The 23,211-nt window shown below is 63.7% G+C and carries 21 protein-coding genes; 14 read left to right on the top strand and 7 right to left on the bottom strand.

From position 1 onward, the window contains the following. Positions 1 to 30: 30 nt before the first annotated feature. Both ASF77_RS09485 and ASF77_RS09480 read right to left on the bottom strand, forming a co-directional pair. A complete protein-coding gene (locus tag ASF77_RS09485) occupies positions 31 to 1,038 on the bottom strand; it encodes a BMP family protein (protein ID WP_056338184.1) in 1,008 nt (335 codons plus the stop codon). Between the two features lie 413 nt (positions 1,039 to 1,451). Continuing rightward, on the bottom strand, positions 1,452 to 2,321 hold the full coding sequence (locus ASF77_RS09480) for an alpha/beta hydrolase (protein WP_056338181.1): 870 nt from the start codon (positions 2,319 to 2,321) through the stop codon (positions 1,452 to 1,454). A gap of 408 nt (positions 2,322 to 2,729) precedes the next feature. Between ASF77_RS09480 and ASF77_RS09475 the strand changes: the two genes are divergently transcribed. After that, positions 2,730 to 3,038, top strand: a complete 309-nt coding sequence (locus ASF77_RS09475) for a YciI-like protein (protein WP_056338178.1) — start codon at positions 2,730 to 2,732, stop codon at positions 3,036 to 3,038. Here ASF77_RS09475 and ASF77_RS09470 read toward each other — a convergent pair. Next, positions 3,035 to 4,213, bottom strand: a complete 1,179-nt coding sequence (locus ASF77_RS09470) for an SMP-30/gluconolactonase/LRE family protein (RefSeq protein ID WP_056338174.1) — start codon at positions 4,211 to 4,213, stop codon at positions 3,035 to 3,037. The genes ASF77_RS09475 and ASF77_RS09470 overlap by 4 nt on opposite strands. Before the next feature lie 247 nt (positions 4,214 to 4,460). Between ASF77_RS09470 and ASF77_RS09465 the strand changes: the two genes are divergently transcribed. The 3 genes from ASF77_RS09465 to pcp are packed head-to-tail and all read left to right on the top strand — an operon-like array spanning position 4,461 to position 6,753. After that, positions 4,461 to 5,153 carry a DUF969 domain-containing protein gene (locus tag ASF77_RS09465; RefSeq protein WP_056338172.1) on the top strand — a complete coding sequence of 231 codons (693 nt, stop codon included), beginning with the start codon at positions 4,461 to 4,463 and terminating at the stop codon, positions 5,151 to 5,153. Beyond that, a complete protein-coding gene (locus tag ASF77_RS09460; RefSeq protein WP_056338170.1) occupies positions 5,150 to 6,106 on the top strand; it encodes a DUF979 domain-containing protein in 957 nt (318 codons plus the stop codon). The genes ASF77_RS09465 and ASF77_RS09460 overlap by 4 nt, the downstream gene beginning before the upstream one ends. 2 nt (positions 6,107 to 6,108) lie before the next feature. Next, a complete protein-coding gene (gene pcp / locus ASF77_RS09455) occupies positions 6,109 to 6,753 on the top strand; it encodes a pyroglutamyl-peptidase I (protein WP_056338168.1) in 645 nt (214 codons plus the stop codon). A 142-nt stretch (positions 6,754 to 6,895) separates the two neighbouring features. Here pcp and ASF77_RS09450 read toward each other — a convergent pair whose 3' ends face one another. From ASF77_RS09450 to ASF77_RS09440, 3 genes are read right to left on the bottom strand one after another with little or no spacing between them, the layout of a single operon-like run. After that, the gene (locus tag ASF77_RS09450; RefSeq protein WP_056338165.1) at positions 6,896 to 7,801 is read right to left on the bottom strand and encodes a LysR family transcriptional regulator; all 906 of its coding nucleotides are present in this window, start codon (positions 7,799 to 7,801) and stop codon (positions 6,896 to 6,898) included. Between the two features lie 7 nt (positions 7,802 to 7,808). Further along, entirely contained in the window at positions 7,809 to 8,723 is a 915-nt protein-coding gene (locus ASF77_RS09445) for a pseudouridine-5'-phosphate glycosidase (protein ID WP_056338162.1), read from the bottom strand. 11 nt (positions 8,724 to 8,734) lie between these two features. Next, entirely contained in the window at positions 8,735 to 9,832 is a 1,098-nt protein-coding gene (locus ASF77_RS09440) for a carbohydrate kinase (protein WP_056338160.1), read from the bottom strand. A 305-nt stretch (positions 9,833 to 10,137) separates the two neighbouring features. Between ASF77_RS09440 and xapA the strand changes: the two genes are divergently transcribed. The 10 genes from xapA to ASF77_RS24205 all read left to right on the top strand — a co-directional run bounded on the left by xapA (position 10,138) and on the right by ASF77_RS24205 (position 22,837). Beyond that, positions 10,138 to 10,980 (top strand): xanthosine phosphorylase, encoded by an 843-nt coding sequence (xapA, locus tag ASF77_RS09435; protein WP_056338157.1) that lies wholly within the window; start codon positions 10,138 to 10,140, stop codon positions 10,978 to 10,980. Positions 10,981 to 10,998: 18 nt separating this feature from the next. Then, complete coding sequence (locus ASF77_RS09430; protein WP_056338155.1) at positions 10,999 to 12,192, top strand: phosphopentomutase; 1,194 nt, start codon at positions 10,999 to 11,001, stop codon at positions 12,190 to 12,192. Further along, positions 12,189 to 13,145, top strand: a complete 957-nt coding sequence (gene deoC, locus ASF77_RS09425; protein ID WP_056338153.1) for a deoxyribose-phosphate aldolase — start codon at positions 12,189 to 12,191, stop codon at positions 13,143 to 13,145. Before ASF77_RS09430 ends, deoC begins: the two co-directional genes overlap by 4 nt. 18 nt (positions 13,146 to 13,163) lie before the next feature. After that, entirely contained in the window at positions 13,164 to 15,542 is a 2,379-nt protein-coding gene (locus ASF77_RS09420; RefSeq protein ID WP_373961826.1) for an aldehyde dehydrogenase family protein, read from the top strand. Between the two features lie 181 nt (positions 15,543 to 15,723). After that, positions 15,724 to 17,049, top strand: coding sequence for a thymidine phosphorylase (gene deoA, locus ASF77_RS09415; RefSeq protein WP_056338147.1), 1,326 nt, complete (start codon positions 15,724 to 15,726; stop codon positions 17,047 to 17,049). 9 nt (positions 17,050 to 17,058) lie between these two features. Beyond that, positions 17,059 to 17,463 (top strand): cytidine deaminase, encoded by a 405-nt coding sequence (locus tag ASF77_RS09410; protein WP_056338144.1) that lies wholly within the window; start codon positions 17,059 to 17,061, stop codon positions 17,461 to 17,463. Between the two features lie 287 nt (positions 17,464 to 17,750). Beyond that, complete coding sequence (locus ASF77_RS09405; RefSeq protein ID WP_056338141.1) at positions 17,751 to 20,657, top strand: type VI secretion system Vgr family protein; 2,907 nt, start codon at positions 17,751 to 17,753, stop codon at positions 20,655 to 20,657. An 11-nt stretch (positions 20,658 to 20,668) separates the two neighbouring features. Further along, a complete protein-coding gene (locus ASF77_RS24215) occupies positions 20,669 to 21,256 on the top strand; it encodes a hypothetical protein (RefSeq protein WP_156648822.1) in 588 nt (195 codons plus the stop codon). Between the two features lies 1 nt (position 21,257). Further along, on the top strand, positions 21,258 to 22,046 hold the full coding sequence (locus tag ASF77_RS24210; protein ID WP_156648821.1) for a hypothetical protein: 789 nt from the start codon (positions 21,258 to 21,260) through the stop codon (positions 22,044 to 22,046). Then, complete coding sequence (locus tag ASF77_RS24205; protein ID WP_156648820.1) at positions 22,043 to 22,837, top strand: hypothetical protein; 795 nt, start codon at positions 22,043 to 22,045, stop codon at positions 22,835 to 22,837. Before ASF77_RS24210 ends, ASF77_RS24205 begins: the two co-directional genes overlap by 4 nt. Here ASF77_RS24205 and ASF77_RS09395 read toward each other — a convergent pair. Beyond that, positions 22,824 to 23,210 (bottom strand): VOC family protein, encoded by a 387-nt coding sequence (locus ASF77_RS09395; RefSeq protein ID WP_056338134.1) that lies wholly within the window; start codon positions 23,208 to 23,210, stop codon positions 22,824 to 22,826. The two genes, ASF77_RS24205 and ASF77_RS09395, sit on opposite strands and share 14 nt — an antisense overlap. Between the last annotated feature and the right edge of the window lies 1 nt (position 23,211).

Here is a 23,211-nt window from a genome sequence, read left to right as displayed (position 1 = left end):
CGCGGCGCGCTCTTGGTTGATGCGTTGTAGTTAGACTGGGCAGCTGCCCGCGGCGCGGTAGTCGATGACCTTGACCTTGCCGTTGATGATGTCGGCTTTCACGCCGTTGACGCGCTTTTCGATTTCGGGCGAGACGACCTTGCGGTTGTCCTTGTCCAGTACCCAGTCGACGCCGCCTTCCTTCAGGCCTTTATAGGTGGTGCCGGCCTTCCAGGTGTTGTTCTTGACTTGCATGAACGAGTCATAGACGGCCAGGTCGACGCGCTTGACCATCGAGGTCAGCATCGAACCCGGGTGCAGGTAGTTCTGGTTCGAATCGACGCCGATCGCCAGCTTGCCTTTTTCCTTGGCCATCTGCAGCGCGCCCATGCCCGAGCCGCCGGCAACGGCGAACACGACGTCGGCGCCGCGGTCGAATTGCTGGCGTGCCAGCTCGCCGCCCTTGGCCGGGTCGTTCCAGGCCGCGCTGGTGGTGCCGACCATGTTCGACATGATCTCGACCTTCGGCAGCTGGGCCTTGGCGCCTTGGCTATAGCCGCAGGCGAAGGCGCGGATCAGCGGGATGTCCATGCCGCCCACGAAGCCGATCTTCTTGGACTTGGAGGCCATGGCGGCGGCGACGCCGACCAGGTAGGAGCCTTCCTGTTCCTTGAACATGATCGAGTTCACGTTCGCGCCCGGCGCGATCGAGTCGATCAGGACGAATTTGACTTTGGGGAATTCCTTGGCGACCTTGGCCACGGCCTGGGTCTGCGAGAAGCCGATCGCGGCGATCATGTCGAGCTTCTTGCGCGCCAGGCCGCGCATCACCTGCTCCGCTTGCGTGTCGCTGTTGGCCTGGACTTCGATGTAAGGGATGTTCGTCTCTTTCTTGAAGCGCTCGGCGCCTTCGAAAGCGGACTGATTGAACGACTTGTCGAACTTGCCGCCGGCATCGTAGACGATGCCCAGCTTGGGTGCACCCGCCGGCGCTTGCGCCATGGCGCTGCCCGCGATGAACAATGCCGCAATCGTGGTGCTGAGTTGCTTGAATTTCATGAATGAGCTCCTGGAATTTCGATATTGTACCCGGCGCAACGGCTGCGTTGGGAGGGACGACCTAGAGGCAAGGCTCGGCGCGCCATCGCAGATGAGTGCGGGCGCGGCCATGATGCCGTGCGGATTGTGTCAGCCCCGGACGTTTCATGGGGTTACGATTTGTATCGGAACCTTTCCCCCAATGCTAGACATAGGCGCGAATGTTGCGTCATCGCAACAGCGCGTACTCGTTCGAATCCTGGGGGGAGGGCCGGCCATGCGCCGCGTGGTTCGGACTAGCGAATTCCAGCGCAGCTCAACCTGTCAAATATGCATCAGTCCGTCGATGCAAGGCAAATACGATTTTACTTGGCAATTTATTCGATGGAAATATAAATGCCGATAAGTTTCGGCATTTTTTTCCATTTTCCTGCCTACGCCACAGTTTGGATGAGCTCGGGAGGGGGGGGCGGCTGGCTGAAGCGCTGGGCCAGGAAACCGGCGATGCGGCTCTGGGTCGCTTCGAGATAGGGGATGTTCATGTGATCTGAGCCGGGCACCACGTCGTCGAGGATCAGGTTGGCGAGCTTTTCGCACAGCTGGTCGGTATGCGAATGCGGCACGATGTCGTCGCTCTCGGCGCGCAACACATAAGTCGGCACCTTCAGCGAGGGCGCGTGCTTGATCGACTCGAAGCGGTGGCGCAGCATGTACTCGATCGGCATCGCGCGGAATTTTTTCTTGGCGATCGCCAGGATCGAATCGTAGGGCGTGATCAACACCACCGAGTGCGCGGCGCGTTCCTTCGCCACCTGCACCGCCACGCCCGAACCGAGGCTGCGCCCGACCACCGCGATACGGCGCGCGTCGACCTGGCCCAGGGCGGCCAGCCAGTCGAACAGGGTGCAGCCGTCTTCGACGAGCAGGGTTTCGTCGGGAATGCCGTGCGAATTGCCATAGCCGCGGTAGTTCAGGGCCAGCACCGTCATGTTCGGGAACAGGGAGCCGGCATCGCGCACGACCCAGGAGACCTCTTCAGAGCGGCCGCCGAAATACAGCACGGCCGGATGCGGGCCGGGCGTGCGCGGCGTCATCAGCCAGCCGCACAGGCGGGTGCCGTCTTTCGCGCGCAGGACGATCGGGCGGGTACGGTGGCCGCTGCTGCGCGGGCTGTTCACTTCGGGGACGATGGTCGGATTGAATACCAGCCGGCGCTGGTTCGCGGCGACCGCGGCCGTGAGCCCCAGCCACAACACGCTGGCGAATCCCGCCATCCCCGCCGCCATTTTTTTCGATGTATTCATGCGCACAGTCTACCTCGTCGGTAAGAATTGTTCTGTGCGCCAAATCGCCATGCATTGCAGCATGAAAGATGGTCGTCGGGGGAGTGTGCTTTTTGCTACAGGGGATGGATCGATGATGCATGCTTGGGTTGAACGCGTGGGCGGCATTCGAGGCGCGTCGACGCACGCAGTCAGGTATAGCCGCCCACCCTACCTCCTGCCGCCTGTTTTTGCGAGAACGATGGCACCGATCCGTAGGGGGGGCGGCTCCACCCGGGAGCAAAGATGCCACGCGGCCGCGACGCCGCCCACGCGTTCAGACGGCGGATGCAAGCCGCACCGGTGTTTCAGGCGGACGTGGCGTGTGCCGCATCTGCATCGGGTACTATGGCCGCAGCGTTTTGCCAATCCATCAATGAAGGAAACCCCGTGCATTTCCTGCTCACCTATGATCTCGCGCCCGATTACCTGGAGCGCCGCGCAGAATTCCGCAATGCCCACCTGAAGCTGGCCTGGGAAGCCCAGCAGCGCGGCGAGCTCGTGCTGGCCGGCGCCCTCGACGATCCGGCCGACCGCGCCCTGCTGGTCTTCAGCTGCGACAGCCCGGAAACGCCCCAGCTCTTCGCCGCCACCGATCCCTACGTAACCCACGGCCTGGTGCGCGCCTTCCACGTGCGGCGCTGGAATACGGTCGTGGGCGATCTCGCGGCCACCCCCGTGCATCCCGAACAGGACTAGCGCGGCACCACCTTCAGCACCAGGTTCTGGACGCTAACCGCCAGCGCTCCCGCACCGAAGGCCGTAATGCCGCGCGGCGCGTTCAACCCGCCAGGCAGGGGGCCGAGCACATTGTTCTGGTTGCCGGGAACGCCGATCACGGTGCTGACCTTGTTCGAGATGTCGATGCGCCGGATCGTGCCGTTGCCGGTATCGGCCACGAACAGGCTGCCTGCGCCATCGAGCGCGAGTCCGGCGGCGCGGCACAGGCGGGCATTGTTCAGGGTGCCGTCGGCACTGCCGCACTGGCCGGCCGCCCCGGCGATGGTGCGCACCTCGCCCGCGGGCGAGATTTCGCGGATCGTCGAATTGGCCGTATCGGCCACGTACAGGAAGCCGGCGGAGTCGACGTCGATGTCCTGAGGCTCGCAGAAGAGCGCGGCCGCCCCGCGCCCGTCGGTGCTGCCGCAGGAACCCGCGGTTCCGGCGATCGTGGTGACCACGTTCGCGCGGTCGATGCGTCGGATCGTGTGGTTCAGCGTGTCGGCCACATACAAATTTCCCTGGCGGTCGAGCGCAATGCCCTGCGGCGAGCAGAAGCGGGCGTTGCGCGCGTCGCCGTCGGCGCTGCCGCACTGGCCCGCGGCGCCGGCCAGGGTGGTGACGGCACCTGCCGCGCTGATGCGGCGGATGGTCGAGTTGCCGGTGTCGGTCACGTACAGGTTGCCGTCGGCGTCGGCCTCGATCCGGGTCGGCGAATTGAAACGCGCGCCGGTGCCGGCGCCGTCCAGGCTGCCGATTGCGCCGGCGCTGCCGGCGAAGGTAACGGCCACGCCCTGCGGCGAGACCCGGCGGATGGTGGCACTGTTCTTCTCAGTGACATACAGGTTGCCGTCGGGCGCGGTGACGATGCCTTCAGGGCCGTCGAAGCGGGCGTTCGAACCCGAGCCGTCGAGCGAGCCGCCGCAGTTCGGGCAGAGGCCGCCGGCCACCAGGAAGATACCCGGCTCGCCCGCGGGCGGAGGGGGATTGTCCGGCCGGTCGTGGTGGTCGTCGTCGTAGTCGGAATAGCCGAAGCCGATCGCCACGCCGCCACCGCAGGCGGCCAGCGCGCCGCACAGGACAAGGGGCCCGAGACGCCTGGCCAGGCGCCGCAGGGCGAGCGAAAACACGTGCAACAGGTCGGGCAGGCGCATGGTGTCTCCTTATGGATGGCAGCGTTGCCGGTGATGCCCCGAGAGTAGTGGCCGGTCGTGCTGTGCGTATGAGCCTAATCAAGCGTGCGCAGGTGCGCAAGCGCTTGCCGGCCGCGTGCGGCGGCCGCGCCACAGACTGTCGGGCAGGCCGTCGGCGGGGCCGCGCAGGATGTTTCGTCTACGCAAGCTCGCTTCGGTTACACTCGCTGCGCCGAATCGTTCAGCCAACTACCAAGCCGGAGAGTGCATGCAAACCGCCGTCAACCTGTGGCCGCTGCTGGGCGTGGCCGTCATCGCCGCCGGCTTCCTGCTGCGGGCCAATCCCGTGCTGGTGGTCGTTGCCGCCTGCGCCGTCACCGGGGCCGCCGCCGCGATGCCCGTCATGCACGTGCTCGAGTCGCTCGGCACCGCCTTCCTCAAAACGCGCAACCTGCCGCTGGTGCTGCTCCTGCCGCTGGCGGCGGTCGGGCTGCTCGAACGCTTCGGGCTGAAGGAGCATGCGATGGCGAGCATCGCGAAGATCCGCTCGGCGACTTCCGGGCGCCTCTTGATCGTCTACCTGTTCCTGCGCGAAGTGTCGGCCGCGGCGGGCCTGACCAGCCTGGGCGGCCAGCCTTCGATGGTGCGCCCGCTGGTCGCGCCGCTGGCCGAGGGTGCGGCCGAGGCGCGTAATGGCAGCATCTCGGAGGCGCTGCGCTACCGCATCCGCGCCATGGCGGCGGCCACCGACAACGTCGGCCTGTTCTTCGGCGAAGACATCTTCGTCGCCTTCGGCGCCATCGTGCTGATGCAGACCATCCTGCGCGCCGAGGGGATCGAGGTCGATCCGCTGCACATGGCGCTGTGGGGCATCCCGACCGCGGTCTGCGCCTTCGTCATCCACAGCTGGAACCTGCGCCGCCTCGACGCCGCCATCCGCCGCGAAGGAGCGGGCAAGTGATCTTTTCGCTGCATCTTCTATATCTGCTGGTCGGCCTGCTGCTCGCCTTCGTCGCGCTGCTCACCGCCTTCGACCGCGATCATCCGCGCCGCATCACCTCCGCGCTGTTCTGGGGCCTGTATGCGACCGTCTATCTGGCGGGCGACTTCATGGCCCCGGCCGTGGCCGGTGCCGTCATGATCGCGATGGCGCTGCTGGCCGGCTGCGGCCTGGTCAAGCCGGGCAAGCACGGCACGCTCGACGAGGGCGCCCGCCGCGCCAGCGCCGCCCGCCTGGGCAACCGCCTGTTCCTGCCGGCGCTGGTGATTCCGCTGGTGACGGTGCTGGGCGCGACGCTGCTGAAGGACGTGCACATCGGCGAATTCGCCCTGTTCGACAAGGCGCACCTGACGCTCGCCAGCCTGGGTCTGGGCGCCTTGCTGGCCCTGGGCGCGGCCTGCTGGCTGACGCGCGCCAGTCCGGTGCAGGGCCTGCGCGAGGCGCGGCGCCTGGTCGACGCCATGAGCTGGGCGGTGACGCTGCCGCACATGCTGGCCGTGCTCGGCCTGCTGTTCGCCGAGGCCGGCGTCGGCAAGGCGGTGGCGCAGGTGACGACCGCCTGGTTCGCCGTCGATTCGCGCTTCGCCGCGGTGGCCCTGTATTGCATCGGCATGGCCCTGTTCACCATCATCATGGGCAATGGTTTCGCCGCTTTCCCGGTGATCGCCGGCGGCATCGGCGTCCCCGTCTTGATTGGACAGTACGATGCCAATCCTGCTGTAATGGCTGCCATCGGCATGTTCAGCGCGTATTGCGGCACATTAATGACGCCGATGGCAGCGAACTTTAATATCGTCCCCGCAGCCTTGCTGGAGTTGCCTGACAAAAACGCGGTGATCAAGGCGCAAATCCCGACGGCGCTGCCCTTGCTGGCGGCGAACATCGTCCTCCTCTACTTCCTCATGAATAGATAATCATGAAAAAAACTGTGCTGCTGACAGGTTTCGAGCCGTTCAATGGAGCGACGATCAACCCGGCCTGGGAGGCGGTGCGTTCGTTCAAGGGCTGGATCGACGAGGATTACATGGTCGAAATCCTGCAGCTGCCCTGCGTCTTCGGCCAGGCCAACCGGGTGCTGTGCGGCGCCGTCGACGAGATCCGGCCCGACATCGTGATCTGCGTCGGCCAGGCCGGCGGGCGTCCCGATCTGACGGTCGAGCGGGTGGCGATCAATGTCGACGACGCGCCGATCGTCGATAACGGCGGCCAGCAGCCGATCGACGCGCCGATCGCCGAGGATGGCCCGGCCGCTTATTTCGCGTCCCTGCCGGTAAAAGCCATCGTGGGCGCGATGCGCGAGCGCGATCTGAAGGCGTCGGTATCGCAGACGGCGGGCACCTTTGTCTGCAACCACGTGTTCTATGGTTTGATGCATCACCTGCGGGACAAACAGGTGATGGGCGGATTCATTCACGTGCCGTATTTGCCGGAGCAGGCCGCAGCGTTCGCGGGGGCGCCGTCGATGGCGTTGGACGACATCATCGCCGGGTTGAAGGTGGCGATGGAAGTGGCGGTGCGGGGTGGTGAGGCCGTAGTCGAAGCAGGTGGAGCTACCCACTGACGTAGGGTGGGCTCTCGAGCCCACGCGGTACGGCGGTTAATAGCCCATTACGTTTGAAAACAGCCGGTTTGCACACGTGACCGCTTGGTTTAGTGGCGCCGCATATCAACCCGTGATCCCGCGTGGGCACGGAGTGCCCACCCTACGTACCCCCATCCGGCTTTAAAATTTTCAAAAACGCCCGCACCACCGGCGCATCGTCCTGGCTGGTGTAGGTAATATACAGATTCGCCGACGGAGTATTCGTCCTGATCGGCACGAACACCACCCCCGGCCAACCGATGCGGCTGGTCGTCTCCGGCATCAGCGCCACGCCAAGGCCGGCACCGACCATCGCCAGCAGCGTCTGCGGCTCGGCCGCCTCCTGGAAGATCGTCGGCTGGAAGCCGGCGTTGACGCAGCACTGGATCAGGTAGCGCGGCTCGGCCGACTGGCTCAGGTGCAGGGTCAGCATCGGTTCGTTGGCGATGTCGACCAGGTCGATCGCCTCGCGCCGCGCCAGCGCGTGGCCCTTGTGCACGGCCACGCAGACGTTCTCGCGGAAGCACAATTCCTGGTGCAGGTGCGCGCTTTTCAAGGCTTCCTCTTCCAGGCGCGGCTCGCGCCAGAAGCCGACGTCGATCTGCTTCGAACGCAGCGCCTCGAACTGCTCGTCCGGCCCCAATTCGTGCAGTGTCCAGGTCACCTTCGGGAACTCGCTCTGGAAGCGCTCCAGCAAACTCGGGATCGGCCCCCACATCGCCGAACCGACGATGCCCACGCGCAGGCGCCCGACTTCGCCGCGGTCGATCTGGCGGATGGTGTCGATCGTCATGCGCATGCGGCCCAGCAGATCGGCCGCTTCCGCCATCAGCGCCTTGCCCGCCACGGTCAGCTCGAAGCTGCGCGTGGTGCGCGCGAACAGGCGCACGCCGAGTTCCGCTTCCAGCTTCATGATCTGCTGGGAGAGCGGCGGCTGCGAGATGTGCAGGCGCTCGGCGGCGCGGCTGAAGCTTTTTTCTTCGGCGACGGCGAGGAAGTATTTCAGCTGTTTCAGGTCGATCGACATGGTTGCTTCAAGCGGTAGCGTTCAAAGCCACGGCCAGGCGCGCGCCGACCAGGGCGTTGTGCTCGACCAGCGCGATGTTGGTGGCCAGGCTGCGGCCTTCGGTCAGCTCCTTGATGCGCGCCAGCAGGAAGGGCGTGACCTTCTTGCCCGTCACGCCCTGTTCGTCCGCTTCGCGCAGCGCCTGTTCGGTGATGCGGTCGATCTCTTCCTTCGGCATTGCGGACTGCTCCGGCACCGGATTGCTGACGACGACGCCGCCTTGCAGGCCGAGCTGCCATTTGGTGCGGATGAAGCTGGCCTGCTGCTCCGCGCCGTCGATCCGGAAGTCCGCATTGAAGCCCGATTCGCGGGTGAAGAAGGCGGGGAAGCCGGGCTGGCCGACGCTCACCACCGGCACGCCGTGGGTCTCCAGATATTCGAGCGTGAGGCCGATGTCGAGGATCGATTTCACGCCGGCGCAGACCACGGCAACGCTGGTTTGCGCCAGCTCCTGCAGGTCGGCCGAGATGTCGAAGCTGGTCTCGGCGCCGCGGTGCACGCCGCCGATGCCGCCGGTGACGAAGACCTCGATGCCCGCGAGCTGGGCGCAGATCATGGTCGCGGCCACGGTGGTCGCGCCCAGCAGGCGCTGCGACAGCACGTAGGCCAGGTCGCGCCGGCTCACCTTGATCGCATCGGGCGCGGTGCCGAGCTGTTCGAGCTGTTCGTCGGAGAGGCCGATGCAGATGCGGCCGTCCATGATGGCGATGGTGGCCGGCACGGCGCCGGCATCGCGGATGATCTGCTCGACCTTGCGCGCGGTCTGCACGTTCTGCGGGTAGGGCATGCCGTGCGAGATGATGGTCGACTCGAGCGCGACGATAGGACGGCCGGCAGTGCGTGCGGCAGCGACTTCGGGGGAGAACAGCAGGAAGGAGTGCATGGTAATTCCAATCAATCGTGAAGGAGGGCGCCGAAGGTTTCGGGCGTCAGTTGCGGACAGACCGTCTCGCGGCAGCCGATGGTGAGGCTGGCCAGCTGCAGGCCGCGGCGGCAGGCCAGCGCCAGGTCGGCGCCGGCATCCTGCAGCGACAGGCACACGGCGGCGGCAAAGGCGTCGCCGGCGCCGGTGACGTCGACGACCTCGGCCGGCGGCGCGTCCAGGTGCGCGACCCCGTCGGCGGTGGTGAACAGGACGCCGCGCGCGCCGAGCGTGACGACGACGTCCTGCGCGCCCTGCGCCTGCAGCTCGGCGCAGGCAGCGGCCAGGTCGGCGTCGCTTGTCAACGCGCGGCCCACGCGCGCGGCCAGTTCGCCCGCGTTCAGGATCAGCAGGCGCAGGCCCTGCAGCGAGGGCGGCAGGCGCCCCATCTTCGGTTCCGAGACGGCGACGATGACCAGCATGACGCCGTCGGCGGCCGCGTCCCGCCGGAGCGTCGCGATCGCGTCCTGCGGCAGGTTCAGGTCGGCCACGATCAGCGAAGCGCTGGCGCGCTGCTGGCGGCGCAGGTCGAGGAAGGCCGGGGTGATGCGGTCGTAGAGCGCCATGTCGGCTAGTGCGACCGCCATCTGGCCGTCGGCATCCAGCACCGCGGTATAGGTGCCGCTGCCGGCGTCGTCGAGTTTCAGCGCGCCGCGCGTATCGATGCCGGCGCCGGCGGCGTGGTCGAGCAGGGCGCGTCCCGAGGAATCGTTGCCGACCGCCGTGACCAGGCTGACGGCTGCGCCCATGCGCGCCAGGTTCTCGGCGATGTTGCGCGCCACGCCGCCGAAAGATTCCACGGCGCTGGCCGGGTTCGAGGTGCCCATCATCAGCGGGCCTGATGCGCGTAGCTTGCGGTCGAGATTGGCCGCGCCGACGCAGACGATCGGGCGCTCGCCGGCCAGCACGTAGGCGCGCCCGAGCAGGCGCCGTTCGCGCACCAGGCTGGCGATATAGCCGGCCACGGCCGAGCGCGACAGATTCAGTTCGGCGGCGATGTCCTGCTGCGCGATGAAGGGATTGGCGCGGATCAGCTCGTACAACTGTTCTTTTTTCGAGGTGTCGGTCACGGAGTCGGTGATCTAAACAAATGTTTGTCCATCCTAAACAAATGTTTGGCTCGGGTCAACCGTTAATGGCGAACAGCCAAGTTGTCGCGGAAGGCCAACGAGAACCGATGCACCGGCGCCGATTTAGTCGTCCTTCATATAAATGGGCAAGAGAAATGGTATTTGCCCTACATATCCACGATAATGCATAGTTATAATAATTTTTGGCTTATCTGCGCCCCTTCCGTGGCGCCGGGCCGCTTCCCCGCCAGCCCGCACGACCGCCTCTCCATCCCAGCTTTTAAGATTCCATAGAAGGAAAGACCATGTCCAGCAATACCCCATTCGAAGCCGCAGAGATCATTCGCGCCCGTAAGCCGGGCTTCGAGCCGCGCGTGGCGATGATCCTCGGTTCCGGCCTCGGCGTGCTCGCCGAGCAGATGACGGACGCGGTCTCGATCAGCTATGCGGAACTGCCGGGCTTCCCGATCAGCACCGTGCACGGCCACGCCGGCGAACTGGTGCTGGGTACCCTGGCCGGCGTGCCGGTCGTCTGTATGAAGGGCCGCGGCCACTTCTACGAAGGCTATGGCGCGAATGTCATGACCTCGGCCGTGCGCACCTTCAAACTGCTCGGCTGCGAGATGCTGCTGGTGACGAATGCCGCCGGCTCGCTGCGCACCGAAGTCGACGCCGGCAGCGTCGTCGTCCTGACGGATCACATCAACCTGCTGCCGGGCAGCCCGATGGCCGGCCCGAACGACGACCGCTTCGGCCCGCGCTTCTTCAGCATGGCCAATGCCTACGATGCCGACCTGCGCGCGCTGGTCAAGGAAACCGCGGTTGCCAAGAACATCACCGTCGCCGAAGGCGTCTACCTGGCCGCGCCGGGTCCGAACTTCGAAACCGCCGCCGAGATCCGCGCCTTCCGCACGCTCGGCGCCGATGTCGTGGGTATGTCGGTGGTGCCGGAAGTGATTTCGGCCCGCCACTGCGGCCTGAAAGTGGTCGGCATCTCGGCCATCACGAACCTGGCCGAAGGCCTGTCGCCGTTCCCGCTGTCGCACGAGCAGACCCTGAAGTACGCGGCGATCGCAGCGAAAGACCTGGTCACCCTGATCCATTCGTTCACCGAGCGCCTGGGCTCCATCCCGCGCGCAGAAGCTTAATTCACGTCGAGGACTTCCATGTCACGCGCATTCATCCTCCTGCTTGACTCCTTCGGCCTGGGCGCGCTGCCCGACGCCGACAAATACGGCGACGCCGGCACCAACACCTTCGGCCACATCGCCAAGTGGGCGGCAAATGAGGGCAAGCCGATGTCGCTGCCGAACCTGGAGCGCCTTGGCCTGGCCGCCGCCGCCCATAAAGCCAGCGGCGAATGGGCTGCCGGCTTCGACCAGCGCGATGGCTTCACCGGCGCCTGGGGCGTCGCACGCGAGCAATCGACCGGCAAGGACACGCAGAGCGGCCACTGGGAAATCGCCGGCGTGCCGGTGCTGTTCGACTGGGGCTACTTCCCGAAGACGGTGCCGTCCTTCCCCAAGGAGCTGACGGACAAACTGCAGGAGCTCACCAAGGTTCCCGGCTGGCTCGGAAACTGCCACGCTTCGGGCACGACCATCATCGACGAGCTGGGCGACGAGCATGTCGCCACCGGGAAACCGATCCTGTACACCTCGGCCGATTCGGTGCTGCAGATCGCGGCGCACGAAGAACACTTCGGCCTGGATCGTTTGTACGAAGTCTGCGAAGCGGCCTATGAACTGGTCAAGCCCTACAACATCGGCCGCGTGATCGCGCGTCCTTTCCTGGGCGCGAACGGCAAGTACAAGCGCACCAGCAATCGCCACGACTACGCCGTGCCGCCCACAAGCCCGACGCTGCTCGACCACGTCAAGAACGACGGCGGCGAAGTCATCGCCCTCGGTAAGATCAGCGACATCTTCGCGGCGCAGGGCGTGACCCAGCTGATCAAGGGCGCCGACAACATGGCCCTGTTCGACCGCCTGCTCGAAGTGGCCGACACTGCCCCGGAAAAATCGCTCAGCTTCGTGAACTTCGTCGACTTCGACATGCACTTCGGCCACCGCCGCGACGTCGCCGGCTATGCGAACGCGCTGCACGAGCTGGACGCGCGCCTGCCCGAATTTATGGCGAAACTGAAGGACGGCGACCTGGTCGTGATCACCGCCGACCACGGCTGCGACCCGACCGCGCCGGGCTCGGATCACACCCGCGAACACATCCCGATGATCTTCTTCGGCCCGAACGTGCCGGCGCAGGAACTGCCGATTGCGTCGACCTTCTCCGACATCGGCGCCACGCTGGCCAACCACCTCGGCGTCAAACCTCTCTCCAACGGAACCGCATTGCTATGACCCAGAACCTGGACTTCAAACGTAACACCGCCGTCGGCCTCGACCTCGGCTGGGTGAACAACATCAAGGTCAACCGCAATGCGGCCGACCGCCGCGCCGCCAGCCTGGCGAACCGCCGCACGGTGAAAAAGGAATACCAGGCCGCCTGGCTGATCCGCGCCGTGCAGTGCATGGACTTGACCACCCTCGGTGGCGACGACACCCCGGGCCGCGTCGAGCGCCTGTGCATGAAGGCGATGCGCCCGCTGCGCGCCGACCTGATGCAGGCACTGGGTCTGGAATCGCTGACCACCGGCGCCGTCTGCGTGTACCACGAGATGATCACGCCGGCCGTGAAGATCCTGCAGGGCCGCCTGCCGATCGCCGCCGTGTCGACCGCGTTCCCGGCCGGCCTGTCGAGCCTCGAAACCAAGCTGCGCGAAATCGAACTGTCGGTCGCCGCCGGCGCCACCGAGATCGACATCGTCATCACCCGCCAGCATGTATTGACCGGTAACTGGCAGGCCCTGTACGACGAGATGGTCGCCTACCGCGCCGCTTGCGGCGAGGCCCACGTGAAGGCCATTCTCGCCACCGGCGACCTGGTCACGCTGGACAACGTGGCGAAAGCCTCGTGGGTCTGCATGATGGCCGGCGCCGACTTCATCAAGACCTCGACCGGCAAGGAAGGCGTCAACGCCACCATCCCCGTGTCGCTGGTGATGACCCGCGCGATCCGCGAATACTACGAGCAGACCGGCTTCCAGGTCGGCTACAAGCCGGCCGGCGGCGTGTCCACCGCGAAGAGCGCACTGCAATACCTGACCGTCATGAAGGAAGAGCTGGGCAACGACTGGCTGCAGCCGCACCTGTTCCGCATCGGCGCCTCGAGCCTGATGACCGACATCGAGCGCCAGCTCGAGCACTACGTGACCGGCGCCTACTCGGCCGCACACCGCCACGCGCAACCTTAAATACCGAACGGATTCGTCATGCCAACAATTAAAGAGATTCTGCAAACTATGGATTACGGCCCCGCACCCGAGAGCACCAAAGAAGCGCAAGCGTGGCTGGAGCAGCACGGACGCCGTTTTGGACTGTTCATCGACAACGCGTGGACGGAAGGCGTCGAGACCTTCGCCTCGAACAACCCGGCCGACGGCTCGGAACTGGCGCAAGTCACGCAAGCGTCCAACGAGGACGTGGAGCGCGCAGTTGCGGCCGCGCGCCGCGCGCAGCCGGGCTGGGTCGCGCTGGGCGGCCATGGCCGCGCCAAGATCATGTATTCGATCGCGCGCCTGCTGCAAAAGCACTCGCGCCTGTTCGCCGTGCTCGAGACCCTCGACAACGGCAAGACCATCCGCGAAACCCGCGATGCCGATCTGCCGCTGGCCGCGCGCCACTTCTACCACCACGCCGGCTGGGCCCAGCTGCAATCGGAAGAATTCGCCGACTACCGTGCCGTGGGCGTCGTTGGTCAGATCGTGCCCTGGAACTTCCCGGTGCTGATGCTGGCATGGAAAATCGCGCCGGCCCTGGCTGCCGGTAACACCATCGTGTTCAAGCCGGCCGAGTACACCTCGCTGACCGCGCTGCTGTTCGCCGAGATCTGCCAGCAGGCCGGCGTGCCCGCGGGCGTCGTCAACATCGTCACCGGCGACGGCCGCGTCGGCGAAGCCATCGTCAACCACCCCGGCATCGACAAGCTGGCCTTCACCGGCTCGACCGAAGTCGGCCGCATCATCCGCAAGGCCACTGCCGGCAGCGGCAAGAAGCTGTCGCTGGAACTGGGCGGCAAGTCGCCCTTCATCGTGTTCGACGATGCCGACCTGGATGCCGCCGTCGAAGGTCTGGTCGACTCGATCTGGTTCAACCAGGGGCAGGTTTGCTGCGCCGGTTCGCGCCTGCTGGTGCAGGAATCGGTCTACGACCGCTTCATCGCCAAGGTCAAGGTGCGCATGCAGAACCTGCGCGTCGGCTCGCCGCTCGATAAATCGAACGACATCGGCGCCCTGGTCGATCCGGTGCAGCAGCAGCGCATCCACGGCCTGGTGGAAGCCGCCCGTGCCGAGGGCTGCGAGATCTGGCAGCCGGCCTGCGAAGCGCCAGTGGCCGGCTCGTGGTTCCTGCCGACCCTGATCACCGGCGCCTCGACCTCGGCCGCCGTGGCCCAGACCGAAATCTTCGGCCCGGTGCTGGTCGCCATGAGCTTCCGCACCCCGGGCGAAGCGGTGCAGCTGGCGAACAACACCGTGTACGGCCTGGCCGCCTGCGTGTGGTCGGAATCGATCTCGCTGGCGCTGGACGTGGCGCCGCAGATCAAGGCCGGCGTCGTGTGGATCAACACCGCGAACCAGTTCGACGCGGCCTGCGGTTTCGGCGGCTACAAGGAATCTGGCTTCGGCCGCGAAGGCGGCAAGGAAGGCATGTACGAATACCTGACGCCGCTGTCGGAAGACGCACGTCCGAGCGCACCGCTCAAGCCTGAACAGGGCAAGGTGCGCGCGTCGGAAGGCGGCAGCCCGTTCGCCGTCGACCGCACCGCCAAGCTTTACATCGGCGGCAAGCAGGCCCGCCCCGACGGCGCCTACAGCCGCGCGATCAACGGCGCCAACGGCGCCTTCCTGGCCGACGTCGGCGAGGGCAACCGCAAGGACATCCGCAACGCCGTGGAAGCCGCGCACAAGGCTGCCGGCTGGTCGAAAGCCACCGCACACAACCGCGCGCAGGTGCTGTACTACATCGCCGAGAACCTGGCGATCCGCGCCGAGGAATTCGCGGCGCGCCTGGCCGCCATGACCGGTGTGCGTGACCCGCAGCGCGAAGTCGCCGCTTCGATCGAACGTCTGTTCTACTGGGCCGCGTGGTGCGACAAGTACGACGGCCAGGCACACCAGCCGCCGATGCACGGCATCACCGTCGCGCTCAACGAACCGGTCGGCGTGATCGGCGTGATCTGCCCGAACGAAAACCCGCTGCTGGGCTTCATTTCGCTCGTCGCTCCAGCGCTGGCGCTGGGCAACCGCGTCGTCGCGGTGCCGTCGGAAGCCTATCCGCTGTCGGCCACCGACCTGTACCAGGTGCTGGATACGTCCGACCTGCCGGGCGGCGCGCTGAACATCGTCACCGGTAGCGCTGACGAGCTGGCGCGCACGCTGGCGACCCATGGCGACATCGACGCCGTGTGGCGCCACGACGGTTCGGCCGAGGGCTGCGCCGAAGTCGAGCGCCTGTCTTCCGAAACGCTGAAGCGCACCTGGGTCGGCGGCGGCAAGGGCCGCGACTGGTTCGATGCGAAGCAGGCTTGCGGCCGTACCGTGCTGCAGCACGCGAGCCAGGTCAAGAACGTCTGGATTCCATACGGCGTCTGATTGATTTTGTAGGGTGGGCACTCCGTGCCCACGCGGTGATACGTAACGGCTCCGGTTTCGTGCTGGGGCCGACATACGTTAACGATCACCGCGTGGGCACGGGGCACCCACCCTACGTCGTTTTCGGCGTGACCGATACGGTCGCGTCCAACACTGAACAACATTGAGAGGCGAAAGCATCATGTTCCTCCCCCAAGAAATCATCCGCAAAAAGCGCGACGGCGGCATCCTCAGCGCCGAAGAAATCAAGTTTTTTGTCCGCGGCATCCCCGGCGGTGAAGTCACCGAAGGCCAGATCGCGGCCCTCGCCATGGCCGTCTACTTCAACGACATGACGATGGACGAACGCGTCGCCTTCACGCTGGCGATGCGCGATTCCGGCCAGGTGCTGGAATGGAAATCGATGAACCTGCCCGGCCCCGTGGTCGACAAGCACTCGACCGGCGGCGTCGGCGACGTGGTCTCGCTGATGCTCGGGCCGATGATCGCGGCCTGCGGCGGCTTCGTGCCGATGATCTCGGGCCGCGGCCTCGGTCACACCGGCGGCACGCTCGATAAATTCGATTCGATCCCGGGCTACAGCACCGTCCCTGATCCTGAACTGTTCCGCACCGTCGTCAAGGATGTGGGCGTGGCCATCATCGGCCAGACCGCGCAACTGGCGCCAGCGGACAAACGCTTCTACAGCATCCGCGACACGACGGCGACCGTCGAATCGGTGGCGATGATCACCGGCTCGATCCTGTCGAAGAAGCTGTCGGCCGGCCTGGACGCGCTGGTGATGGACGTGAAGGTGGGTAACGGCGCCTTCATGCCGACCTATGAAAAATCGGTCGAACTGGCCGAGAGCATCGTCAGCGTCGGCAACGGCGCCGGCACCCGCACCTCGGCCATCCTCACCGGCATGGACGAGTCGCTCTGCCACGCCGCCGGCAACGCGGTCGAAGTGCGCGTCGCGATCGACTACCTGACCGGCAAAGCGCGTCCGGCACGTCTGCACGAAGTGACGATGGCGCTGTGCGCCGAAATGCTCGTCATCTCGGGCCTTGCAACGAACGATGGCGAAGCGCGCGCCAAGCTGCAGGCGGCGCTCGACTCGGGCGAGGCGGCCGAACGCTTCGCACGCATGGTGAGCGCATTGGGCGGCCCGGCCGACCTGATGGACAAGCCGGACGCCTACCTGGAAACGGCGCCCGTCATCGTGCCGGTGCCGAGCCTGCAGGCCGGCTACGCCAGCGCCGTCGACACCCGCGGCCTCGGCCTGGCAGTCGTCGCCCTGGGCGGCGGCCGCGTGCGCCCGCAGGATGCGATCGACTTCGCCGTGGGACTGACCGGCCTGGTCGAACTGGGCGACGCGATCGCCGTCGGCCAGCCCCTGGCCATGGTGCATGCGCGCACCCAGGAAGCGGCCGAGCAGGCCGTGCGCCAAGTGCAGGCTGCTTACCAGATCAGCGCCGAGAAGGCAGTTGCCGCGCCGATGATCCACCGTACCATTCGTCCAGCATAAGGAACGAGCATGAAATACGAAAAACTGATCGACGAAGCCCGCGCCGCACGCGAGCTGGCCTATGTGCCTTACTCGAAATTCCAGGTCGGCGCCGCCCTCGAATGCAAGGACGGCCGCATCTTCCACGGCTGTAACATCGAGAACGCCTCCTACGGCCTAACCAATTGCGCCGAGCGCACCGCCTTTTTCAGCGCGCTCGCCCACGGCTACAAGCCGGGCGACTTCACGGCCCTGGCCGTGATCGGCCAGACCGACGGCCCGATCGCCCCTTGCGGCGCCTGCCGCCAGGTCGTCCTGGAACTGGGCGGCAACGAGTTGCCGGTCGTCCTGACCAACCTGAAGGGCGACATCCTCGAGACGACGGCGGCGGCGCAACTGCCGAACGCATTCGGGAGCTGGGATCTGAACAAATAAGGAGCAAATAAGTCCTGCGTTCCGGATTTGCCGGACATCGAAAGCGCTGCCACGGGTCGACCGTCGCGGCGCTTTTTATTTTGTAAATCGGAGCAGTCCGAATCGAACTTTCCTACTTCCCGAATGCAATGTGGCGTTAATGGCGCATCGCGTGCTCGGCAGCAAGCGGCCTGATCCTGCTCAACAGCAAAGGGGGCATCTCGACGTGTAATCGCTGGGTTCAGTTGCGCGCGCGCATGACCGACCGCGCCGCCGCCCGACTTTTGCCGCGTTCATGGGAGAGATCAATGCCGGAGCAACTCGACGCCGCCAGCCTGCTCGCGTCGTTCAAGCGTTTTACCCAGGACACAAGGCTGATCTGGCTGACGACGCCCGCCGGGGGCGACTTGCTGGCGGAATGCGTGCGCGGCGAGGAGGGCCTCAGTGCCGGCTTCTCGTTCCGGATCGACGCCTTGTCGATGGATGCGCACCTGCCTCTAAAACGACTGCTCGGCCAGCCGGCACTGCTGCAATTGCTGACCGCCACCAGTTACGACACGCCGCGGCCCTTCCACGGCCACATCACTGCCGCCGAGATGACGGGCGCGAACGGCGGCTTCGCCCGCTACGTGCTGACGCTCGAACCCTGGACGCGCTTCCTCGCACTTGGCCGCGATAGCCGCGTCTTCCAGGACATGACGGTGCCCGACATCCTCGATGCCGTGTTCCGCAGCTATGCCGGCCGCGGTACGCTGGTGCCAAGCTGGCGCTTCGCGCTCGCCGACCGCAGCGTGTACCCGAAACGCAGCCTGACGACGCAATACCAGGAAAGCGACCTGGCCTTCGCCGAGCGTCTGATGCACGAGGAAGGCCTGTTCCACTTTTTCGAACACAGCGGCGAATCGGACGGCCCATTGCTGGGCAGCCACACGCTGGTCATCGGCGACCACAACGGCGCTTTCACACCGAACACGCAAGCCCACGTCGAATTCACGCAGCCGGGCGCCGTCATGAAAGCCGACAGCATCGACCGCTGGCGCCTGGAATCGCGCCTGTCGACGGGTGCAATTGAACTCGGCAGCTGGGACTACCGCACCGTGCGGCAGCGCCAGGCCGGCATGGCGGCGCCATATTCCGACGCCCCCATGTTGAGCAGCCGCGACGCGCCGGGCGTCTACGCCTGGCCGACGCGCGCACACGCCGAACGTATCGCCCGTAACCAGCTCGAAGCATTGGAAGCGGCGCAGCACGTCCACACGGCCGCCGGCACGGTGCGCAGCTTCGCGCCCGGCACCACGTTCACCCTGCACGGCCATACGGTATTCGATGAGTTGGACAACGACGATGCGCGCACGTTCGCGATCGTCCGTGTGGTACACCTGATGCATAACAACCTGAGCGCCGACGTCCTCGGTAGCGTAGCCAAGCTGCTGGGCAAGGGCACTGTCGCGCTGGCTGCTGAGAACGATGCCGCCCTGCGCACCTTGCGCTCGCCGAACGAGGATCGGCCGCTGTACCGTAATCGCATCGACGCCATTTCCGCTAGAACCCCTTATCGCAGCAGCGGGGCCGATGAACATGGTCGCCTTCTGCATCCGCGTCCGACCGTACACGGCCAGCAGACGGCGATCGTCGTCGGCCCGGCAGGCGCCGTCATCCACACCGATCGCGATCACCGGATCAAAGTACAGTTTCACTGGCAGCGCGGCGCTGCCAGTCATAGCCGTATGAACCATCCTTATCCCGGCGGGCATACCGGTGCGCCCGGCGACGACACGGCCGGCACCTGGGTACGGGTGGCGACGCCGCTCGCCGGCGCGAACTGGGGCAGCAACCTGCTGCCGCGTGTCGGCCAGGAAGTGCTGGTCGATTTCCTGGACGGCGACATCGACCGCCCGGTCGTCATCGGCAGCCTCTACAACGGCCGCGGGCAGCCAGATGCCCAGCACAACGGAGTTGGACACGGCGCCGGCGCCGCGACCGGCAACGCATCGCCCTGGTTTCCTGGCGAGAGCACCGGACACGCGCATCCGGCCGTGCTATCCGGGATCAAGAGCCAGGCCATGCAATCGAGCCAGGACGGCAGCGGCGCCTACAGCCAACTGGTGTTCGACGACAGCCCTGGCCAATCGCGCCTTGCCCTGCAGCGGCACGCGAAAGCGCACGACGGTACGGCCGAACTGAACCTGGGCCAGCTGCGGCACCAGAGCGATAACGCGCTCTTGGGCACGGGCGGCTTCGGCGCCGAATTGAAAACCGCCCACAGCGCGGCACTGCGGGCGGGGCAGGGGCTGCTCCTGTCCTCCGACAAGCGCAATGGCGGCACCGGCCACCAGCTCGATGCGCGCGAAGCGGTGGCGCAGATCGAGGAGAGCGTGCAGTTGCAAACCAGTCTGCCGACGCAGGCCCAAAAGCACAATGCAAAGCTGAAAGACGAGTCCGAGCCGGCCGAGCTTCCGGCAGCAAAGGGGATGACGCACAGCGTCAAGGTGCTCGAGGAGGCCGACACGAACGCGACCGCCTATGCGGAGCCCCAGCTCCAGTTGTCGAGTCCCGCAGGCATCGTCGCCACCACTCCGGCCGATGCGCTTCTCGCCGCAGGCACAAGCACCAGCATCGTCGCCGGCCAGGACATCAACCTCGTCTCACAAGCCAGCGCGGCAATGGCGGTCGCCAGCGGTATCGGTCTTTTCACCTACGGCAAAGCCAGCAACAAGACAAAACCAAACCAGGAAACCGGCATCAAGTTCCACGCGGCTACCGGCAAGCTCAGCAGCCAAAGCCAGTCGGGCACGAGCTCGCTAATTGCGGACAAGACGGTCACCGTCGCCAGCGTGACGAAGACGGTCGCGGTCTCGGCGCCGAAGAAGCATGTGCTGCTGACGGCGCAGGGGGCGTATATCAAGCTGGAGGGCGGGAATATCGAGGTGCATGCGCCGGGGAAGGTGGAGTTCAAGGCGAGTGCGGAGGAATTGGCGGGGCCGGTCAGTGCTCCAAACCTTGACATCGCGATGAAAATTTCCGAGCTCAACATCAAGCGCGATCTGGAAATCGAATATGTGGATGCAGATGGGAACGCGCTTACGGATGAGCCGATCGAAATTTCATTTTCAGGGGGCGTCGAAAAGAAAATAACACTCGACGGCAGCGGGAAGACAATTCTCAAGAGCGTTCCAATGGGATCCTTCCGTTCGAAGCAACCGAGACGTAAATAAAAGGAGAATTCATGGCTTCGGCGAAACCAAAACAAAAAACTCCCACGACACAACAGAAACTTTGTATCGATCTACCCGGTGAGCAAGTGCAGTGCTGGCGCTCAAGCGAAAACGTTCAGGTGATCCTGCGAAAACATCGCGACGTCATTTTTGACCTGAGACTTACACAGAATCGAACGTATACGGTCGAGTCAGCGGGTTCCGACTTCTACAACGCTGATGAAAAAAAGCTAATCCGTGGTAAGGGCGAGGGACGTGTTTCTTTCGCTGATGGGGATAAACTGCACCTTTGGATTGCCCGTGATTTTAAAGGCGAATTTGTTTTGAAATCAGCAGGAAAGATAGTCTTAAAGTTCGAGCCGGGGAAGCTCGACGCTCAGCAATATAACGATGATCCAAAGACCAAGCCGGTTCCGATCATTATTACCCTAGGTAGCCCTTCTCAGTCATCCGAACAGCGCATGAAAAATACGATTAATGAATTGAAAACACTACAGGCTCGCGCCTCCCTTAAGAATATGGAGCCTATGGCTGCGCCAATTGATGAGGTTTGCAATTTGGTTTGTTGTAGAGGGTACATCGGATGGAATTCCCGCTGAGGTGTGGAATCTCCTGAAAAAAGGCGGCGGGGATTCTGGATTGGCGGAGCTAGATCCAAATAATATAGCAACGCGTAACTGGCTGTTGGGGCAACTGGCCGGCGTATCTGCATACGTTGGCGATAATTGGAAATGGCTGAGAGCTAGCTTGGACAGCAAGACACATACTGGTTTCCGGTTTGTAAAAGCAAAAATTCATCGTGTAAATGGCAAAATTCGATATTATTTCTCAGGCTATAGTAAATCTAATTTAGTTTTCGGCCCAGGAGGATTTGGCCCAGGACATGACCGGATAATGAGTATTTTTGGAGGCGCAGGCAAAGCAAACAGCGCGTTTAAAGCTACTGCTGCAGGGGTAGTGGGAACATTTAAAGGAAATGCTCTTATAAGTTTTATTTTTGGGAGCGCTAGCGCAATGGCCGAATGGCAGGACGATGTTTCCAAGGACGGTTACGACTTGGCCGCATCGTTACTGACAACCATCGTCAAGTCAATATTCAGCGCTGCTGTTACAGTAGTTATAGTAACGTGCTTAGTGCTATTAATAATGTTGGTGTTTGGCGCGAGTATGTCAGTTGTAGCAGTCGGAGCTTTGACTATCGGTGTAGGGGTAGCGGTGAGCTATGGCACTGACTACTTGGACAAAAAACTGGGAAAGATGGTAATGGGGGAGTCACATAACGATGGTTTGGCCGCAGTCTTAGCAGAACATATGCGGCAGAGCGTTCACTACCATTGGAGTTATCTCAAGAAAAAGCTGTTGTGGAATTATGAGGAGGCAGTATTTTGAGAAACCTTGATAATCTCAATCCGGACATATTGCGGCCCTCCAAATTGGCGGGCATAAGTGTTGTCACTTCATTTGCTTTAACTCTTCTGAGTATCCCCTTGGCCGACGGCGCCGCACCGAACATTCCAATTAGCGAGAATCTTATTTTATTTGTAATCTTTATAATCTTTGGAATGTCAGCGCTACTGGCGTTGGCTTCTCTAATTTTCAGGTGGGGGTGGAAAGCGAAGCATTATGGTATTCCTTTTTTATCTTTCGCTAGTGTGTCATATCTCGGAATCGTGCCTTGCTTGGCTGTGGTGTTATATAGCCATGCGCCTTATTGGATAAGGGGAATTACTTTATTGGTTTATGGTGTCAGCCATTTTTTTTGGTGTAGAAAATTTACTCTTTTATATGCGCGCGCTTTTAGCGATGCGATCCTTCGGGCTTCAATCTACGAAGAGGAATCAGACGCGGTCTATTATATGCGGCGGGGCGATGAATTTCTTCTGGAAAAATACTTTAAATTTTCTCAGATGCCGCAAGATCGCTATTTTGCGTTTTTCATTGTCGTTGGTATCGCGATGATTCCTTTGATGAGTTCTGTACGCACTCTTATAGGACTCCCGTTTGTGCATATTTTCCTATTGGTTGCAATGTTGCCCGTCAGTTGGATGGGTATCGGTTTTGCGGTCAGAGGCTTCCTAATATTTTATCTATATCCAACGAGAATAAAAAAAATGACGGGTAAAGATGTTTACGTGGATCTGGTCAATAAACCCCGTTGCCGTCCTGTCAAGCCGCGCTAGCATCCATCTCCATCATCCCAAAGATATTCCCATCCGGATCCTTGAAATAAGCCAGCCACCCAACCCCAGGAATCGCCACCTTCGGCACACAGAGCACACCCCCGCCGCCCTGCGCCTTCGCCAGCGACGCATCCAGATCCTCGACATCCACGGTGATCACGAACGCATTCGGCGACGCCATCGGCCCTGGTGCCGGCCCGGGGCGCGGCACCAGGCCGCCGTTGATGCCGGGCTGGCTGTCCGGCCCGGTGTGGATCATCCAGTACTCGCCCGTCGGGAATTTGGTAAACGTCCAGCCGAACAGGCCAATATAAAAATCGATCAGCTGCTGCGGATCGTTTGCGTGGATTTCGAAATGCACTGCGCGTGACATG

Source organism: Massilia sp. Leaf139, assembly GCF_001424165.1.
In the GTDB taxonomy this organism is placed as follows: domain Bacteria; phylum Pseudomonadota; class Gammaproteobacteria; order Burkholderiales; family Burkholderiaceae_D; genus Telluria.
This window is presented reverse-complemented; position numbering and strand designations above follow the sequence as displayed.

Bases quoted from the DNA above. Each gene is read 5' to 3' on its own strand.
- ASF77_RS09465 (WP_056338172.1), top strand. From the start codon at position 4,461: ATGCAAACCGCCGTCAACCTGTGGCCGCTGCTGGGCGTGGCCGTCATC.
- xapA (WP_056338157.1), top strand. From the start codon at position 10,138: ATGTCCAGCAATACCCCATTCGAAGCCGCAGAGATCATTCGCGCCCGT.
- ASF77_RS24215 (WP_156648822.1), top strand. From the start codon at position 20,669: ATGGCTTCGGCGAAACCAAAACAAAAAACTCCCACGACACAACAGAAA.
- ASF77_RS09485 (WP_056338184.1), bottom strand. From the start codon at position 1,038: ATGAAATTCAAGCAACTCAGCACCACGATTGCGGCATTGTTCATCGCG.
- deoA (WP_056338147.1), top strand. From the start codon at position 15,724: ATGTTCCTCCCCCAAGAAATCATCCGCAAAAAGCGCGACGGCGGCATC.
- deoC (WP_056338153.1), top strand. From the start codon at position 12,189: ATGACCCAGAACCTGGACTTCAAACGTAACACCGCCGTCGGCCTCGAC.
- pcp (WP_056338168.1), top strand. From the start codon at position 6,109: ATGAAAAAAACTGTGCTGCTGACAGGTTTCGAGCCGTTCAATGGAGCG.
- ASF77_RS09420 (WP_373961826.1), top strand. From the start codon at position 13,164: ATGCCAACAATTAAAGAGATTCTGCAAACTATGGATTACGGCCCCGCA.
- ASF77_RS09405 (WP_056338141.1), top strand. From the start codon at position 17,751: ATGCCGGAGCAACTCGACGCCGCCAGCCTGCTCGCGTCGTTCAAGCGT.
- ASF77_RS09445 (WP_056338162.1), bottom strand. From the start codon at position 8,723: ATGCACTCCTTCCTGCTGTTCTCCCCCGAAGTCGCTGCCGCACGCACT.
- ASF77_RS09480 (WP_056338181.1), bottom strand. From the start codon at position 2,321: ATGAATACATCGAAAAAAATGGCGGCGGGGATGGCGGGATTCGCCAGC.
- ASF77_RS09430 (WP_056338155.1), top strand. From the start codon at position 10,999: ATGTCACGCGCATTCATCCTCCTGCTTGACTCCTTCGGCCTGGGCGCG.
- ASF77_RS09450 (WP_056338165.1), bottom strand. From the start codon at position 7,801: ATGTCGATCGACCTGAAACAGCTGAAATACTTCCTCGCCGTCGCCGAA.
- ASF77_RS09410 (WP_056338144.1), top strand. From the start codon at position 17,059: ATGAAATACGAAAAACTGATCGACGAAGCCCGCGCCGCACGCGAGCTG.
- ASF77_RS09470 (WP_056338174.1), bottom strand. From the start codon at position 4,213: ATGCGCCTGCCCGACCTGTTGCACGTGTTTTCGCTCGCCCTGCGGCGC.
- ASF77_RS09395 (WP_056338134.1), bottom strand. From the start codon at position 23,210: ATGTCACGCGCAGTGCATTTCGAAATCCACGCAAACGATCCGCAGCAG.